The 17,286-nt window shown below is 52.8% G+C and carries 14 protein-coding genes; all 14 read left to right on the forward strand.

The window, feature by feature from the left end; translation table 11 throughout:
• Nucleotides 1–18: 18 nt before the first annotated feature.
• Nucleotides 19–423, forward strand: a complete 405-nt coding sequence (locus tag AC3I0A_RS27580) for a hypothetical protein (RefSeq protein WP_050682340.1) — start codon at nt 19–21, stop codon at nt 421–423.
• Nucleotide 424: 1 nt separating this feature from the next.
• On the forward strand, nt 425–1,078 hold the full coding sequence (locus AC3I0A_RS27585; protein WP_273875643.1) for an IncC plasmid conjugative DNA transfer DtrJ family protein: 654 nt from the start codon (nt 425–427) through the stop codon (nt 1,076–1,078).
• Between the two features lie 121 nt (nt 1,079–1,199).
• The gene (locus AC3I0A_RS27590) at nt 1,200–2,012 is read left to right on the forward strand and encodes a DsbA family protein (RefSeq protein ID WP_489378748.1); all 813 of its coding nucleotides are present in this window, start codon (nt 1,200–1,202) and stop codon (nt 2,010–2,012) included.
• Nucleotides 2,012–2,293, forward strand: a complete 282-nt coding sequence (gene traL, locus AC3I0A_RS27595; protein ID WP_050682337.1) for a type IV conjugative transfer system protein TraL — start codon at nt 2,012–2,014, stop codon at nt 2,291–2,293. Before AC3I0A_RS27590 ends, traL begins: the two co-directional genes overlap by 1 nt.
• Nucleotides 2,294–2,300: 7 nt before the next feature.
• On the forward strand, nt 2,301–2,939 hold the full coding sequence (locus tag AC3I0A_RS27600; RefSeq protein ID WP_050682336.1) for a TraE/TraK family type IV conjugative transfer system protein: 639 nt from the start codon (nt 2,301–2,303) through the stop codon (nt 2,937–2,939).
• Nucleotides 2,929–4,071 carry a TraK domain-containing protein gene (locus tag AC3I0A_RS27605; protein WP_050682335.1) on the forward strand — a complete coding sequence of 381 codons (1,143 nt, stop codon included), beginning with the start codon at nt 2,929–2,931 and terminating at the stop codon, nt 4,069–4,071. The genes AC3I0A_RS27600 and AC3I0A_RS27605 overlap by 11 nt, the downstream gene beginning before the upstream one ends.
• A 10-nt stretch (nt 4,072–4,081) precedes the next feature.
• The gene (locus AC3I0A_RS27610) at nt 4,082–5,443 is read left to right on the forward strand and encodes a TraB/VirB10 family protein (RefSeq protein ID WP_489378749.1); all 1,362 of its coding nucleotides are present in this window, start codon (nt 4,082–4,084) and stop codon (nt 5,441–5,443) included.
• 57 nt (nt 5,444–5,500) lie between these two features.
• Complete coding sequence (traV, locus tag AC3I0A_RS27615; protein ID WP_103403689.1) at nt 5,501–6,025, forward strand: type IV conjugative transfer system lipoprotein TraV; 525 nt, start codon at nt 5,501–5,503, stop codon at nt 6,023–6,025.
• A gap of 83 nt (nt 6,026–6,108) precedes the next feature.
• Nucleotides 6,109–6,402: a TraA family conjugative transfer protein gene (gene traA / locus AC3I0A_RS27620; RefSeq protein WP_050682419.1), complete on the forward strand. Its 294-nt coding sequence runs from the start codon at nt 6,109–6,111 to the stop codon at nt 6,400–6,402.
• 69 nt (nt 6,403–6,471) lie between these two features.
• A complete protein-coding gene (locus AC3I0A_RS27625; RefSeq protein WP_489378751.1) occupies nt 6,472–13,254 on the forward strand; it encodes an Ig-like domain-containing protein in 6,783 nt (2,260 codons plus the stop codon).
• 118 nt (nt 13,255–13,372) lie between these two features.
• Complete coding sequence (locus tag AC3I0A_RS27630; protein ID WP_197282313.1) at nt 13,373–14,062, forward strand: DsbC family protein; 690 nt, start codon at nt 13,373–13,375, stop codon at nt 14,060–14,062.
• Nucleotides 14,063–16,465, forward strand: a complete 2,403-nt coding sequence (gene traC / locus AC3I0A_RS27635; protein ID WP_489378752.1) for a type IV secretion system protein TraC — start codon at nt 14,063–14,065, stop codon at nt 16,463–16,465.
• Nucleotides 16,462–16,782 (forward strand): hypothetical protein, encoded by a 321-nt coding sequence (locus AC3I0A_RS27640; RefSeq protein ID WP_489378753.1) that lies wholly within the window; start codon nt 16,462–16,464, stop codon nt 16,780–16,782. The genes traC and AC3I0A_RS27640 overlap by 4 nt, the downstream gene beginning before the upstream one ends.
• Entirely contained in the window at nt 16,775–17,266 is a 492-nt protein-coding gene (lepB, locus tag AC3I0A_RS27645) for a signal peptidase I (RefSeq protein WP_050682331.1), read from the forward strand. Before AC3I0A_RS27640 ends, lepB begins: the two co-directional genes overlap by 8 nt.
• Nucleotides 17,267–17,286: the final 20 nt, after the last annotated feature.

Raw genomic sequence — 17,286 nt, forward strand, 5'->3', positions numbered from 1 at the left:
TTTGAAGCTGTTACGCGTATGTTGCCAAAAGATGACAAGGCCAGAATGATTCTGAACATCCTTGAAGCTGATTGGCCGACCGCAGTAGAGATTGTTCCTGCTGCTCTTGAGTTGGTTGGGCTTGAGTCGACTACTCCTCAGTGCGTGGAACTACTGAAAAATTGTTTGTCATCATATCAATCCTATTTGGGGAGGAGCGATCGCGCGAGGCTAGTCTCATTTCTTGATCCGTTTCTTACTGGCGTTACGGCACTGTTACTTCAAGACCCCACGCCAGAAGATTCGGTGCTAGAGATCCAGGGCTTGTTAGATGGTGTGATAAAAAATCATGGCAGTGCGGGGGCACGTAACAAAATCGAAGAGATCCTAATGCCAGAAGGTTCTTCTATCGGTCGCGTCTGGCGGGATATCAAGGAAAACTGAAATGGCCGACGTCGAAGAAAAGATGCCCCAGGGACTATGGGCGACTTTGGTGTTTATCTGTATCGAAATACTTCTGATCGTGTGCATTGTTCCCAATGAATTTATCGATATGGCGATTCTCAAGGAGCAAGATTGGGGTGAGGTGCTGATGGGAAAAAATCAGCATGATGGCCTCATTAATAAAACGAATCAGCTTTATAGCAAAATTAATTTGGAAACAGGTCTCAATCAAACGGTGCAAGGCTTCTTTGTCCCAACAGCGGAGGAGCGTGAAAAGTCTAAGGCATGGGAAGGCCTCGGCAGGGTGTGGTTTTCATTCATAGGAAATCGCGGCGAAGCATTGACCAAAGTCATGTATCACATTTACTACCGTTTTTTACTACTGTTAATGTGGCTCCCCTATATGGCCGTAATTTTAGTGCCGTCAGTGCTGGGCGGCTATATGAGCTGGAACATCAAAAGATACACTTTTCGCCATTCCTCGCCTTTCCTTAATACGTACAGCTCAAAAATCATCGCCTTCATCATTGCGAGCCTCTGCGTTAGCTTCATCGCGCCGGTTCCAATCCCGCCGATGATCATTCCGGTGGTGATCATCACGCTGTTGCCCATCGCCTGCAGCTTGCTGATCGGAAACCTACCAAAGCGTCTTTGATGCGTCTTCAGGAGGAAGGCTCTTTTTTTGGAGCTTCCTCTTTTGACCCTTTCAGCGGGGCGGATTCGCTCCAAAACACTCGACCTAGACCTCACCATGTGCTCAATGGTTGAGGTGTCTCATGAAAAAAGAATTTGTTGTTCCTCTCGCGATTTCGACTCTGTCCCTTTTGGTAGCCGTGGGCTCATATTTCCTGATTGACCATAAGGTTAATCAGGCAGTGAACCTGACAAATCAAGTCAATGAGCAGTTTTCCAAGGTTAAGCCTTGGGCATTCAAGCGGGACGCCCTTGATTCAGTGATTGACGAGAACAGGATCACGGCGGCGATTCGAGGAAAAGATTCTTCTGCGCCAAATAAGCCTCGTGTGCGTGAGCCACAACCGGCTCAGATCGATCGACGCTACGGCGATCCAAAGGCTCAATTTACGCTTATTGAGTACTCGGATTTTGAGTGCACTTTCTGCAAGCAGTTTTTTGCGGTGCCCAAAGCGCTCGCCGACGGATCCAGAGGGAATATATCCGTCATTTTCAAACACGTTCCAATCCATGGCGATGCGTCACGGCGAGAAGCGTATGCAGCAGAGTGCGCAGCTGCGCAGGGTGGTAACGACGCATTCTACCGGATGGCCGGGGCCATATTTAGTTCAACGCCTGGTAATGGAACCGGTACTGATAAGCCACTCAGTGTTATCGCAGAAAGTATTGGCCTTGATGGTGTTGAGCTTTCAAAGTGCATGGATAACGAAGACTTCTACGCCAAAATCAAATCGGATTTTCAGGAGGCGATTGATCTTGGGATTAACCAAACCCCGACTACGATCGTGCGCCACAACGTTACAGGTCAGCAGGTCAGGTTGGACGGCGCAGTTACACCTGAAGCCATCATGAAAAGTTTGTCTAAGATCGTTCAAAGTCCTGGAGCAATGAACTAATGCAGCCTGTTCGCATTCCTCAATATGTTGATGATCCACCCCATCTCCTCTTTTGGCAGGCTGACGAAGTTGCGCCAATTGGCATTGGTCTTGTTTTTGGTATGTTCACTGGCTACGCGGCCATTTGTACTATCGGCGGTTTCTTGCTGACTCGATGGTACAGAAAATACCGTGATGATCATCCTGATGGATTTATGGTGCATATGATTTATTGGTTTACCGGGTTGACTGGGGCAAAGTCCAGAACGATTCCGAATCCATTTATCCGTGAATTCCATTGAGGCAAATATGTTATTCAAAAACTTCAGGCAGTCGTACCGGGGAACGGTTTCGGAGAACAAATTTCTTCGAGGTATGGTGATCGCGCTGATCGCAATTGACTTGTTTGCGATCATTGGCTGGCTTAATAAAAGCACTGTAATCGATATGCAGCCCCCGACCCTGACCGAGCGTGCTTGGGTCGACGAATCATCTGCATCTGATGAGTTTGTGGAAGGTTGGGCGCTTTATATCGCTGACCGTCTCGGCAACGTGACACCTTCGTCGTCAAAAGTGATACGCAAGTCGATTGAACCGTTGCTCGATACTGATATATATCAGGATGTAGTGAATAAAATCGAGGCGCAGGTACTTCAGATTCGCCAGGACAGGGTGACCCTTAAATTTAACGCAAAAGACGTTTTGCGTGATCGGTCGAATACAAGAAAGTTTTATGTAACCGGCCGATCCTACATGACGGGGCCCAATGGAAAGCCTGAGCCAAAAAACGTCACCTATGAACTTGACTTGCGAATCAAAAACTACAAGCCAGTACTGACCTTTGTCGATACATATGAAGGTCCACCACGAACTGAAGATGTTATTCGCCGCCAAGAGAAAACCACCCAAGCTCGTAAGCGTATGGACCAAATTAATAATGAAAAGTAAACAGGTGAAACTAGCGTTGATTCTCACTGCGTTTGCGGCTGTTCAAGCGGTTCATGCGCGAGAGTTGAATATTCCAAAAATGCCCACCGCCTCGACAGAGACTCTGGTGGTCGATGGGACGCCGAAATCGGTTAACCCCTCCGATTACGGGCTTGAAGCGGGCGAGGCGGATGCACACGCTGCTCTGGAACAAGAGGCCGCGAAAAAGGCTTCTGAGCCAGCCGCGAAGCCAGCTGCACCAGCGGTCGCTAAAAGTGCGCCTACCCCGGCAGTGAAGAACGACACTGACATGATGAAGGTGTCTGGTGGCGGTCGGCAGGGTGACCTTCAGGCGGTACCTGCGTCCGTGGCCAAAACCACCGCAGGTGGTGAGGAGTCGGTTGCGATGGTGTCGTCCCTGGAAGATGTCGTTGTCCAGCCCGGCGTGAACACCATCGTTCCTGTAGCTATTGGTCACCTAAACCGAATCGTTACGCCATTCGAAAAGCCGATCGTCCAAACCGTCTCAACGAGCTCTGTCGAAGTCAAGGGCAATGTCGTTTACGTTTCGACGCAGGATCAAGCGCCGATCGCCATGTACATCACGCCGAAGGACGACGAGTCGGTAGCGATCAGTCTGACGCTGGCGCCGCGGAAGGTGCCGCCTATTCAGGCCAACTTGATCCTTGGACAGGCGCCAGGGTCTGGTGGTCGCGCTACTCCTGGTGGCATGGGCGCCTTCCGTTACTCGGGCCAGGCCAAAAAGTGGGAGGAGGGGCAACCCTATATGGAATCGATCAAAGGGATCATGCGATCACTGGCTTTGGGCGGCATTCCAAAGGGATTCTCCATGGGTAAATTGAGTCGCACCGATACGCTCCCCGCCTGTTACCAGGAGGGCATCGCATTCGATTTTTCGCGCTCCCAAATTGTTCTGGGTCATAACTTCAAAGCCCTCGTGGGAGTAGCCCGTAACACTTCGGCTGTCCCGGTTATGTTCGACGAAACCTCCTGTACGCATCCGTCATTGGCCGCGGCTGCCGCATGGCCTCGGAATATGCTCGAGCCAGGTCAGGCGACGGAAATCTACATCGTGACTCGAGTTGGTGACGCGCCTGCAGAAGAGTCTTCCAGGCCGAGCCTGCTGAACTAAAGGGGGGGTTATGATCAAGTCAATGTGGTCGGGTCTGAGCCCGAGTAAAAAGAAAGTTGTGGCGATTATTGGTGCCGTCGGGGTGGTTCTTCTGGCCGTCTTCGCGATGAGTTCGATTGGGGGGAATGACCAGCGTAAGCAGGGTGGCAAGCAAACAATTGGCCGTGTTCTGTATGACGGTGATCCTCGTTCCGTGGGCATCGATTCCATCAACTCTAAACAGCGCGACCAAGAGAAAACCATCACTGAAGTTCAGCGCAACCTCAAAACCCTGTTGGAACAGAGCAACAACCAAAAGGTAATTACGGACAGCCTGAAAACCGTCCAGCAAAGTGTTGATGATCTTAAGGGGCAGGTCTCTCTCGCTAAGGAGCAGGCCGACAAGGTTGCGGCTGAAAATCTTAAGCTCGCGGAGGAAGTGCGCACCAATCAGGCGAAGGCCCCACCTCCTGAAAGGGAAGTCGAGCTCAAGGAAAAGGAGGAACGAATCCAGCGTGAAAAGGCTTCCCAAGACCGTTTCAACGCCGTAGGAAACGATCCAAATAAAAACCAATCGGCCTTCTTTGCAAATGCGCCGGCCCCGGCCCAGGACCCAGTCAAGCCAGGTCAGGCCCCTAAGAAGGACGAAAAGCTGACGATCAGATCTATTGGCAATGAACAGCCTGATGAGGCGGACGGCAAGGACGAAAAAGAGCAAGAGGTCTTCTTGCCGGCCGGCTCCATTATGTCGGGTGCCTTGATTACAGGCCTTGATGCGCCGACCGGTACTAAGGCACGCCAGGATCCTTTCCCGGTTCTTCTGCGGATCAAGAAAGAGGCCGTCCTTCCTAACCGATTCCGAGCTGACGTTCGTGAGTGCTTCTTGATTGCAAGCGCCTTCGGCGACATGTCCTCAGAGCGAGCTTATATGCGTGCTGAAACCATCTCATGTGTTCGTGATGATGGCGGTGTTGTCGAGACCGGTATGGATGCCTATGCGGCGGGAGAAGACGGTAAGGCAGGTGTTCGTGGCCGCCTGATCTCGAAGCAGGGCGCGATCCTCGCCCGCTCCCTTGCAGCTGGATTCATGCAAGGCGTCAGTGAGGCGTTCAGTGTTCGCCAAGTGCCGAGTATTAACGTGACGGGTACAGGGAGCAGTGGCAGCAATAAAGGCGTTGTTGATCCGGTGTACCAACAGGCATTCAACTCGCAGGCCCTGCAGGGCGCTGCCATCGGTGGTGTGGGCTCGGCGTTGGAGCGCATTGCTGACTTCTACCTGGAAATGGCTGAAAACCTTTATCCGGTTATCGAGGTAGATGCTGCCCGTGAAGTCGACTTCATCGTCAAGAAGGGTGTCCAGCTGAAACTCATGTCGAAGGCGCCACGTCGCTGACCCAAAACAGGGGCGGATTCGCTCCTGCACCTAACAACATATTTGGATACTTCAATCATGAATTTGATTTCAGCGGTGAATGCTTTCCGATTTTTGGCCTTGGCAACAGTGGCCGCGGCCATGACCGGCTGCTCGTTTTTGCAAGTTGGTGAGTCTGAGTACTCCTGTAAGGGCATGCCAGACGGTGTGACCTGTATGTCCGCTCGCGATGTTTATCAGCTGACTGAAAACGAGAATTTTCGCCAAGTAGTGGAGCAGAACCAGTCGGCCAAGGACCAGGCGATAAAAGAGGGCAAGTCGATTGAGGAGGTTCTCCCCGCGGTGCAGCCCCATATCGCAGCTGGCGAGCGCTATGTCGTTCCGAAGCCAGCCCGTAACCCGATTCCGATTCGTTCGCAGGCCACTGTCATGCGCGTCTGGGTGGCTCCGTGGGAGTCCGATTCGGGCGACCTGAACGTGCCTGGATTCATCTACACGGAAATTGAACCGCGCCGTTGGGAAATTGGTACGCCGGCGCCTAAACCGACACCTTCCATTCGGCCACTGGAGTCGAGGAAGAACACTTCTTCACCTGCAACTTAAACATTCCCCAACCAGCATGACCTAGGAGATACACCATGCAAATGAGCATGACCCCAAGCCAAATCCGGCGCACGAAGGACGTAATGAAGTTCGGTGTGGCACTGATGCTCACCGTCGCAGCAAGCAACGCACTCGCCGGCACCGGTGGTGACAGTTTCGACTCAATCTGGGTAACCCTGACGGACTGGATGCAGGGAACCCTGGGGCGGGTCGTGGCAGGCTCAATGGTCCTGGTCGGGATCGTATCCGGCATCGTACGTCAGTCGATCATGTCGTTTGCTACCGGCGTTGGCGGCGGCGTTGGCCTGTACAACACGCCGACCATCATCGAGTCGATCATGACCGCCACCCTCCCGGTTGCGCACTCTCTCACCTAAGCAACGAGTACTAACAAAGCCGGCCGTTGCCGGCTTTTGGGTTTTCAAACCAGGATCGGGAAGATAATTGTGAACTGGATTAAATCGACAGGCCTTCTTGCGGTGACGTTGATGTCGGCGGTCTTTTCGACTCAGCTCCTAGCTGCAACGCAATGCGTTGAGAGTGGAGAGGCGCTGTCATTGAATCCAGTTGTAGCGGTCGTGGGCGATACACTCAATGTGACCTATACCCTGAACCGCGTCGGGTGTACGTCTACAGGTTCCTACAGTCTTCCGATCAATGTTGGCTCGCCAAAGGGCGCGAACATTGGCAAGTGCGAAGGGCTAAGAACTAAGGAGTCGTTCAGCTGTACAGGGGCGGCCGCATTGCCGCAAGGATTCACCGGTCCTTTGGTTATCAGCGTGGGTAAAGCACTCGCGGAAACGATTGTTGAAGAGAAGAAAACCCAACCGCATGCCGATGACATGGAGGTGCTCAATAACGAGGACGAAACACTGGTCATCCCTCTCACCCTTACAGGTGCGGGAGTCCAGGCCGAGTCTTTCGAGCTCCTGGATATGCCTTCGAAGGACATCGGACAGTTCCTGCTAAACGGGGCCGAGGTCACCTTCAAGCCATTTCCGCAATGGTCTGGCGTTACTTCATTCACCTATCGAGGCAAGGACACCACCGGTAACTTTTCTAATGCGGCGACGGTTCGCGTAGTTACCAGCCTGGTAAATGATGCGCCGGTGATCATTCCCCACCCTGCAATCGGGGTCGAGGACAAGCCCCTTGTATACGTGCCTGTTGTTCAAGATCCAGACTCGGTCGACATTTATCGGTTGGTGGTGGAGGCACAGGGAACTCACGTTACCGCTTTGGTTGAGCCGGACCTTCACTCTCTCAGGATTGTTCCCGGAAAAGACTGGAACGGTTCCGACACCATCAAAATCAGTGCGGTAGACAGCGCAAACGCTAAGAGTGAGGTGATGACCATTAGCGTCATCATCCAGCCTGAAAATGACGCGCCTGTTCTCACTCCGATATCCATCGTGGCCAACGAGGACAGCGAGGGTAGGGCCAAAATCGTTTATGCGGATCCTGACGGAAAGGCCCCATATCGATTTCTAATTGATAAACAACCGCCGCTGAGTGCTGGCGGTTGTGGTATTGACGGGGATGAAGTTGTCTTCACACCGGCGAAGAACTGGAACGGGACAACGGAGTGTTCTGTAGTGGTTGTCGATGCTGACAGTGGCGCTTCGCTTCCAGCCACGGTGTCAATCACTGTAGTGGCGGTACCAGACAAGCCAGTGGTGGAAACCAGGACTCTGACCTTGAATCAGGGCGACTCTTCGACCTTCAGCCTTGTGGTGACTGACCCCGATGCCGGCGACAGTTACTCGCTCAGTAGTTCGTCAATTCAAGATGCGGTTTTTGGATCGTTTAGTTTTTCTGGGACAACCTTGTCGGTTGCTCTTAACCCAGAATTCGTTGGGACAAGATCCATTTCGTACACGGCAAAAGACTCGTTCGGGTTGGTGTCTGCACCTGGTGAACTGACGATCAAGGTGCTGCCAGTTGCCAAGAAGCCTGTCGTCGCTCCCGCTCAGGCCTATACCGCTACTGGTACACCTGTGGTGTTAGATCTCATGGCCACCGATCCAAACCATGACACGCCACTTGCCTTTGCCATTTCTCAGACTGTCCCGGTCCCATCTGGGACGTTGAGCATAAGTGGTAATCGATTGACCTTCACGCCTGCGGCGGGATTCGTCGGTACCGCGACCGCTTACGTTGTTGCTACTGACCCAGGTGGCTTGGTGTCGGCGCCTCAAGCAATATCTTTTATTGTCCAGGCTGACCAGAGCTTTGCCTTCGACCCCGATAGCCCTGACAGCCATACGATCATCATTGTTCAGCAGCCTGATCCGGCGGCCGGCGTGCTAACAGTCAATGGCTTGTCGTTAACCTTTGCACCTGTGCAGGGTTATCTTGGAACGGCTACGTTCACCTACAAGGTGCGGGACTTGGCGGGTCTTGAGTCGGATATCAAGCAAGGCACAATCGATGTAGTCAAAACCAATTACGCCCCTACGTCTGCGAGCGTGGCCATCAGCGTTAACGAGGGTGAGGCGTCGAGCCCCGCGCTGCCGACAGTAGTTGATGAGAACCTGTACGACGCTGGGATGCATACTTTTACCATCCCTATCCAGAGCATGACTGGGGTCGCGGAGGTGGTGAACAACCGCATCATCTACCATGCCCCGTATGGCGCCAGCGGTGTTAAAACCTTCAAGTTCATCGCTCGAGATGTAGCCGGCGCTGAAGTCGTTGGGCTGGCGACTGTGAATGTGATGCCCAAGAATTTCCCACCAACCTCGGTCGATTTGACTCTTGATACCCTAGAGTCCACGCCGGTAAGTGGCGTTCCCGTCGTCGTCGATCCAAATCCAACTGACACGTTCACCTACACGGTCGACTCGAGTCCTATTGCTGGTACTGCTGCGGTAGTAAGTGGCAAGGTTGTCTATACGCCGGCTCACAATTGGGTTGGCTCTGATCGCTTCGCCATTTCAGCGTACGACGCCGCTGGCGCCAGAGTGAGTGGGCTGGCTTACGTGACTGTACGTCGGACTAACGTCGCGCCCGAGTCGCTGACCGGCAGCATAACGGTTCGAGAGAACACCACGAGTGCACCGTACTACCCAGTCATCACTGATAAAAACCTGTATGACATGGGTAAGCATCAGTTGGTGGTCAAAGCGCAACCTTCAAATGGCGCGGTTTCGACTGAAAATAACCGACTGATCTACACACCGAATAAAGACTTCATCGGTGATGACATCGTTACGGTCGAGGCAACCGACCTGGGCGGGCTCTCCGTACAAGGGGTGGTGGCTCTTCGTGTCACCAAGAACAATCTTCAGCCTGAGACAGCAGCGCTCAATATCCAGACGTACGAGAACACGCCGTCAGCTGAAGTAAGCCCGACGGTGGTCGACCCAAATGCGTGGGATCAATTTACTTACGAAGTGATAGCTCAGCCGGAGCACGGTTCCGTGGTGGCCGGGGCGAATGGGTACGTGTACACCCCGCAAGCAAAATACACTAGCAATGACAAGTTTGCCTTCCGAGTCGTTGACGTGGGCGGAAGATACGTCGAGAGCGTGGCCAAGGTAGCCGTTCTGCGGAAAAACACTCCGCCAACTGGTGTGACACCGGACACCGTGTATTTCTTCGAGGGCATCGGGGGCAAGCAACGTCTGGCTGCCATCGACGATAACCTCTGGGGATCGCATACCATCGAAGTGCAGTCACAACCAGGGCACGGTTTCGCCTGGTTCAATAACGATATGTTGAATTTCAAGACCGATGGGCGAACTGAAACAACCATGACTGTCAAAGTGACGGATCAAGACGGTCTGTCGGTGATCGTGCCTGTGCGGTTGGTGCCCAAGAGTATCGACAGCGTAATCGATCAATTACCGGTTCAAGAGCTCACGAGTAGCAAAGTGGCCACGCCAGCCATCACCAAAGAGTTTCTGCGCGTGGATGGCCGACCAGGCTTGCTGCTGACCGATAAGGACGCTATAGCGGCGCTGGGCAGCGACATTGTCGCGGTGGTTGAGAAGTCCTCAACTGTTGGCTTGCGTATCGGTAGGAGGCCTTTGGCGCCGAGTCAAGGCACCCGGTTGTCAGTGGAGTATTTCACTGCGGACGCGCTCGGATCTGCATTGGCAGGTATCCAACCGAGTGCCAGTGGTCATGGCCGGGTACTGCTTGTAAGAGGGGACCTGACGGGCACTGCGTACGCAATACCCTTTGAGGTGTGGAAGCTTGAAGGTGCGGTGAAGACAACCGCCGATTCAGCTCCTTTGGGTCTACAAGCATTACGCGCGCAGTTCGAACCGTCTAACACCGTGTGCTTGAACACAGTTCGCCAGGCTTCTGCGGTGAACGGTAACCCTTATGACAATCCTGTTTGCCTTTTGGAGTTCACACAGAAACTCCCAGAGTTCAAGGATTTGTCCAGTGACTCGACTTTGGCGATGATTGGGACCGCTACTGATGTTGGTACGTACCCGATCGAGGTGACTTCCTACATCGTCGGCGCCGATGGCGAAAAAAGTCTGTTGGCGACTTACACCAAGTCTGCCGAATTTGTTTCCCCAGTTGGCGCTGTGAAAGTCGGACCCAAGTACCCTTTCACGACGGCGTATTACAAAGTCGAGGATTTGGATGTTGAGTTCGTCCAGCAGGTAGGGCCTCCATGCGATCTAACGATTATCGAGCGCCGGGCGATTTCAGCAGCTGCGTCGTTTTCTACAAAACCCCTGTGCCTGCTTGAATGGACTGAAATCCCTGTGGGGATGGTAGTTCGTCCAAACTGGGAGCGGCCATACCTCCAGGGAACGGCAACTATGCTCGGCCTCAACACGTCGAGCTGGAGGTTGTCCGTGTTCACGCCATCCGGTAAAAAAATCGACCTGGGTCCCGACACTTTTACCTTTACCGCGATTGAACCGAGCCAGGCGACGGTTACCTATGAGTCCAGTACGAAAGTCAGCGACACACTCCTGACCTCGCCGCTTGAGGGCGCATACATCGGTGACGCCGTGATCCAGTCGGTAAGTGCAAGGTTGATGCTCAAGCACAACCTAAACCTGGGCGTGGAACAAACCGAAGATGCAGCTCCAGCCTATGGCGCGACGAGCAAAATCTATCGGCGGATTTACACGGCGCCTTTTGATGCGTTGTGGCAAATGAGGAAGCTCCACGTAGACGCCGCCTACAAGGTTCTGCCGGATATCGCGACTCACACAGAAGCCGATGTCCTGGCCGTTCCTGACGAGAGTGTTGTGCCAATCATCGACAACCAGAACGGAAAGATTCTTTCAACGGAAAGCCTTGAAGTAGGGGTGACCATAGGGGATGCGTTCGACACTAAAAAAACCTACTCGGCGGACAGGATGGGAGAATGGGAGATTCGCCTCATTCTTAAGCCATCGTGGAACACGGTGACGGAGCTGGCGCCATGGCAAAAGACTGACGGTGCCGGCCATACTGCTTTTGCGATACCTGTTGAAGAGTTGGCCGGTAAAAATCTGCGCATTTACGCCGAAGCACGAGTCATATCTCCTGTGCCAGAGTACAAGGTCACTCGCACATCGCCTCGACCTCTAAGCCTCGCAATCCTGAATGGTGCAGCACTCGATGGGTCGATCAGGTCACTTCGTTTGACGGGTGAAGCCCCGCTGCGCGTGACGCTGTTTGCTGATGTGACCAATCGAGCGTGGACCAAGGACCTTGGAGCGGTTCGATGGGAGCTGTCGACTGAGGGCGGCCCGTGGGTCGAACTGCCAAACAAGAGTCGGACGCCACAAAGGATCGCCATGACCTTGCTGAAGGGCAATTACAAGGTCCGCGCAGAGCTCACGAATAAAAACTCTGGGGCTAAGTCGATGACCGATGAGATCGAAATCATTGTGTACAACGTCCCGAAAGGAGTGTTGAAGGGGCCAGGGAATACCTTCCTGGATGCATCTGCCCGGTTCAGAGTTCTGCAGTTGAATGCCCAACCAATTGACCTCTCAAATATCGAGGTTGAATGGAGCTTGGATCGCGGTAAGACGTGGGCGCTTGGGACCGATACGAACATCCAAACACGCAGTACAGAGCAGCGAGTGAGCGTCTATGCGCGCATGCGTTACAAGGACGCACCAGCTGACGATGTTCACGTATGGAAGGTCCTCCGATCTGGTGTCGCTTTCCGGAAAATTAGACCACCACGGGTGCAACTGATTGGTCCGCGCCGGCCAGAGGTCGGGAAGGAGGCTACCTGGGTAGCAAATATGCTGATGCCATACCCAAACATGGACCTGACCATGGGCGGGGAATTCATCATGCCTGACGGTACAACGATCGTGCCTGGCCAAGAGGCCAAATACACGCCGGTGGATGCCGACATTACTGATGCAAAGACCTACCTCAGCTACAGGGCTTGGATTGACGGCTATCGCGATCGTGGGGGAGAGGGCATCACGCAGCAGCGCATCACTTTCTGGATCTATGACTGGCCTGAATGGGCTATCCAGCCAACCTTCAGCGCAGAATACGCGCCGGCGGAGCTCTCACTGCGTGTACGGAACATTGGCGAGTTCAAAGCGGTTGAGGGCGTGTACTACGACTGGGAAATGCCGGCGATGCCTGGGTACGAAGTCGTGAAAGACGACACCATGGTTCTCAGGATGCTCAATATCCTCGAGCCCGCCGTGTACCCCTTCAAGGTCCATGTCTACGATGCACGAGGCAACTACAGCTTGGTTGAGCGCCAGATGACCTTCAAGGAACCACCCCCTTGGACCATCAATCTGCTGTGGAATGGTGACAACAATGCTTCCCGGGCGCCTTTGGGTATCATGATTCGACCTCAGATTTCTGGTGGCCACCCTAAGGATCGGATCACCAGCCTGAAGTACAAGTTGAACGGCGAAGAGATCGATACGGGAGGCTCTCGCTATGCTAGAGCCACCTTGCCGGCTGAGGGGCAGTATCAGGTAGACCTCGAAATTGAAACCCAGATGAACAAGGGCTCAGATGGGAAAGTTGAAATCGATGTGAAGAAGAACCAGCCACCCACTTGTGAACTGCAGGTGAAGGAGGGCGGATCCGCGTGGTCAGCACTTGCCAAATGCACGGATCCAGATGGGCGAATCGCGAGGCATAACTGGTACGTGAACGACAAGGTGCAAGGACTGGGAGGGTCTGCAATCACGATCTCGAAGCGAACCTACCCAGACGCACCGAAAATCGTCCTGTTCGCTACTGACGATTCAGGGGAGGACTCAGCGCCAGTTACCTGGTGATGAAAAAAGGAGGGCGCCATTGGGCGCCCTTCATTTTTGACCCTGCTACAGGGTCAGATTCGAACCTAACGGGGAGGCAAGTTCTCTAGCCTGATGACATCGAAATCGAGGTGTCCTCATGCTCAGAAGAATCTTTTTCCCCCTCCTGCTGGCCACGTCTGCATGCGCTTTGGCTGCCGAGCCGGTTGACGGCCAGCACAATCAAACCGCACCGATGCCAATCAACGGAATGATCGCGGCGGTAAAGAACGGGAAAATGGCCTTCGTTAGCGATAACGGGCGATTCGTGTTCCGCGGATCCATGTATGACACGTGGGCGCAGAAGGAAATAACGACCCTCGAAGAGGCCGAACAAGCCTCCAAGTACATTGACCTCCAGAAAATCAAATTCAATATTGAAGATCTGGTTCCCTTTACTGTCGGATCCGGCTCCAAAACTGTCGTCGTCTTTACAGACCCACTTTGCCCTTCTTGCGCCAACCTTATTTCCGATCTGAAAAAAGTCGATGGTTACAGTTTCAAGATTGTTGAAGTACCGGCACTAGGTGACGAAAGCGCAAAGATCGTTCGAAGTCTGCTCTGCGCAAAAGACAAAAACGCCGCATTCGATATTGCAACAGGCAAGGAAAAGCCAAAGGTAATCGATCAGCGCGGAAACGACTGTGACACCTCGCCAATCGGCAAGCGGATTATTTCGGCTCAGATGTTCGGTGTGAAAGGCGTTCCATTCATGATCAGGAATGATGGACTGATCAAGCATGGTTACGAGAAAGGAACCCTCTCAAACTGGCTGATGGGAGCAAATTAAGTGACTGCTTATGCCAAGGCAAACTACCCATTAGCCGACCTTCTGAGTGTGATCGCCTATGACGACGACAAAAAATATTTCGTCATGGATGATAACTCGGTTGGATTTTCGTTCTTGTGCCGGCCTTTGCCTGGCAGTGACGGGAAGGAAGGTGATCAGCTCAAGTCTGTGATGAAGCAGGCCTGGCCTGCGGGCACGACAATCAACTTCAATTTGTTTCCGTCACAAAATATCAACTCCCAAGTAAATAGCATGCTCAGGATGCGGCTGGGGTGTGAGGACAACATCGCACACCAGGCAATTAAAAGCCGGGCAAGCTACTTGGTAAATGGCACGTTAAAACCTATCGATGATTACTCCGGGATCAAGGTTCGTGAAATTCACGTACTGATCACCGTAGTCATGCCGATAGAAGACGTGCTGCCATCCGAAAAGGAAATTCAGACCCTGTCGGAGTTGCGGGCACAGTTTGACTCCACCTTTAAAAGCATCGGTTTTGCTCCGCAAGCACTGACCAATCACCTCTACCTGGAGATCATGTCCTCGATCCTGAACCAAGGCCAACAAGCTTCTTGGCGGGATCGCATGCATGCCGAAGCGGAAGATGACAAACCGTTAAAATGCCAAATCCTCGACTACGACCGAACCGTCGAGGTTTTCAGCGATCACCTGAAAATCGGTGACACGCTAGTAAAAACGCTGAGCGTCAAAAAATTTCCTCGGCAGACGCTTCAGGGGGCTGCTGCGTGGTACCTCGGCGATTTGCTGACTGGTGCTAACGGCATCCGCGAAAACTGCTTGATCAGCTTTACGGTGTATTTTCCTGAACAGCAAGCAGCGAAAGACAAGCTCAGTACCAAGCGTCAATGGGCAAACAACCAGGCATACGGACCGCTTCTGAAGTTTGTGCCAAAGCTTGGGGCAAAGAAACAAGGCATGGATGACCTCTTCAAAGAGATTGAAGAGGGTGAGGCAGTGGTCCGGTGCAACATGACGGTGGTCATTTTTTCCAGTGACCGGGACCGTCTGGTGCGTGCGACGTCGGAAGCTCGAAACTATCTGGGTATTCGACAATTCACCCTGCTGGAGGACAAATACTTCGTTCTTCCGTTGTTCTTGAATGCTCTTCCCTTTGGTGCCGACCGCAAAGCCATCGACGAAAGTTACCGCTATAAGACGATGGCCATCACCCATGCGTTGCCGTTGCTTCCAATCTATGGGGATTGGAAGGGTACTGGTTCACCGATCATGCAGTTTGTTTCTCGGAATGGGCAGTTGATGTCCTATTGCCTCTTTGACTCAGAAACAAACTATAACGCCACGGTCGCAGCCCAATCCGGGAGTGGTAAGTCGTTCCTAACAAACTATCTCATCACCGCCTATCAATCAGCAGGTGCCCAAGTTTGGGTTATTGACGTAGGTAGGTCGTATGAAAAGCTTTCCAAGGCGTTTGGTGGGGACTTTATCGAGTTTACGCCCGAATCGCACATCTGCCTGAACCCGTTCGAGTTGGTGCAAGTTTACCAGGATGAAGAAGACGTTCTGATTGGCTTGCTCTGCGCAATGGCGGCGCCGACACAACCGCTGATCGATTTGCAAATCGCCGGCCTTCGTCAGCATTGCGCAATGGTGTGGGACGCCAAAGGGCGTCAAATGATTGTCGATGACGTCGAGCAATCACTTCTGGCGGACAAGGACTCCCGGATCCAGGATATCGGCAAGCAACTGTTCCCGTTTACCTCGAAGGGTATGTACGGCAAGTACTTTAACGGCCGAAACAACGTCGATTTCAAGAACCCATTTACGGTTCTTGAATTGGAGGAATTGAAGGGGCGGAAGCATCTTCAACAAGTTGTCCTCCTGCAGCTGATCTACCAAATCCAGCAGGCTATGTTCCTGGGCGATCGGGACAGAAAGAAAATCGTTGTAATCGACGAAGCATGGTCGTTGCTCACTGAGGGCGACGTGGCCAAGTTTATTGAGCACGGCTATCGACGTTTCCGTAAGTATAACGGCGCAGCCATCACCATCACGCAGTCCGTAAATGACCTGTATGCCAGCCCTACGGGCCGTGCCATTGCAGAAAACTCGGCGAATAGTTTCCTGCTCGGGCAAAAGCCTGACGCGATCAACATGATCAAGCGGGAAGGGCGTTTGGCGCTCAGTGAGGGTGGCTTCAGCATCCTCAAATCGGTTCATACCATTCGGGGCCAGTATTCAGAGATCTTCTTTCAGACCGAGCAAGGCACCGGGGTTGGGCGTCTCACCGTAGATAACTTTTCGAAGTTGCTTTATTCGACAACACCAAAAGATGTCAGCGACATCAATATTTACATCGGCCAAGGGCTGAATACAGCTGAGGCGATTAATGCCGTGATGCGAGATCGTGGGGTGGCAGCATGAAAGATATTCTTTTAAACGCATTTGTTTCTTTGGTTGTGGCAGTTGCAGTGGTTTTTGGTCATGACTTCATAAAAGTTCAGGATTCCGGTACGCCAATTGCGGTGGTTAATTATGATGTTGTAGCCGGCCGCGCAACTCTTGATTCGCCCGAGAAGGCGGAAGCTGGTTATGAACAGCTGCGGGCTTCGGCAAATAAGCTTGCGGCGGCGGGATTCGTAGTGATTGATTCGCGTGCGTTGACCGCATACCCGCCGGATCTAGAGGTGCCTTCCCCTGTTCAGGAAGAAGATAAAACCTCGAGGGCGAAGGATGAATAAGCACGCGCGTTTTATGATTCGTGCTTTGCCACTTACTGCATTAATGGTTGCGGCAAGCCTGTATGTGACCACGCGCTATGGAGTAGGTATTGATCCGCAAAAAAATACTTGTCTAGATTGGCGTGTGTTTATCATTGATAAGCACAATACGTCTGTCGAGCGCGACGGTATTTATGCGTTCAAATCAACACAGATGGAGCCATACTTTCGCAACGGTACTGTCATCATCAAGTACGTCCGTGGCGTTACGGGCGATCGTGTCACGGTGAATACTGACCAGATCTCTATCAATGGAGCGGTTCGCGGGCAGGGGCTTTTGTTGGCCGATAAATTGGGCATGCCAACAACCCGGTATGTGCGAGACGAGATTGTACCGCTCGACAAATTCTGGTTTATGGGAACTTCCTCAGACAGTTTTGATTCCAGGTATTGGGGGTATGTCGGTCAGAGCGAAGTTATTGGTAAGGCGTACCCGATATGGTAGGTCGGACTGCTGCCTTGGTG

This window comes from Pseudomonas sp. KH_024_B2 (assembly GCF_057839965.1).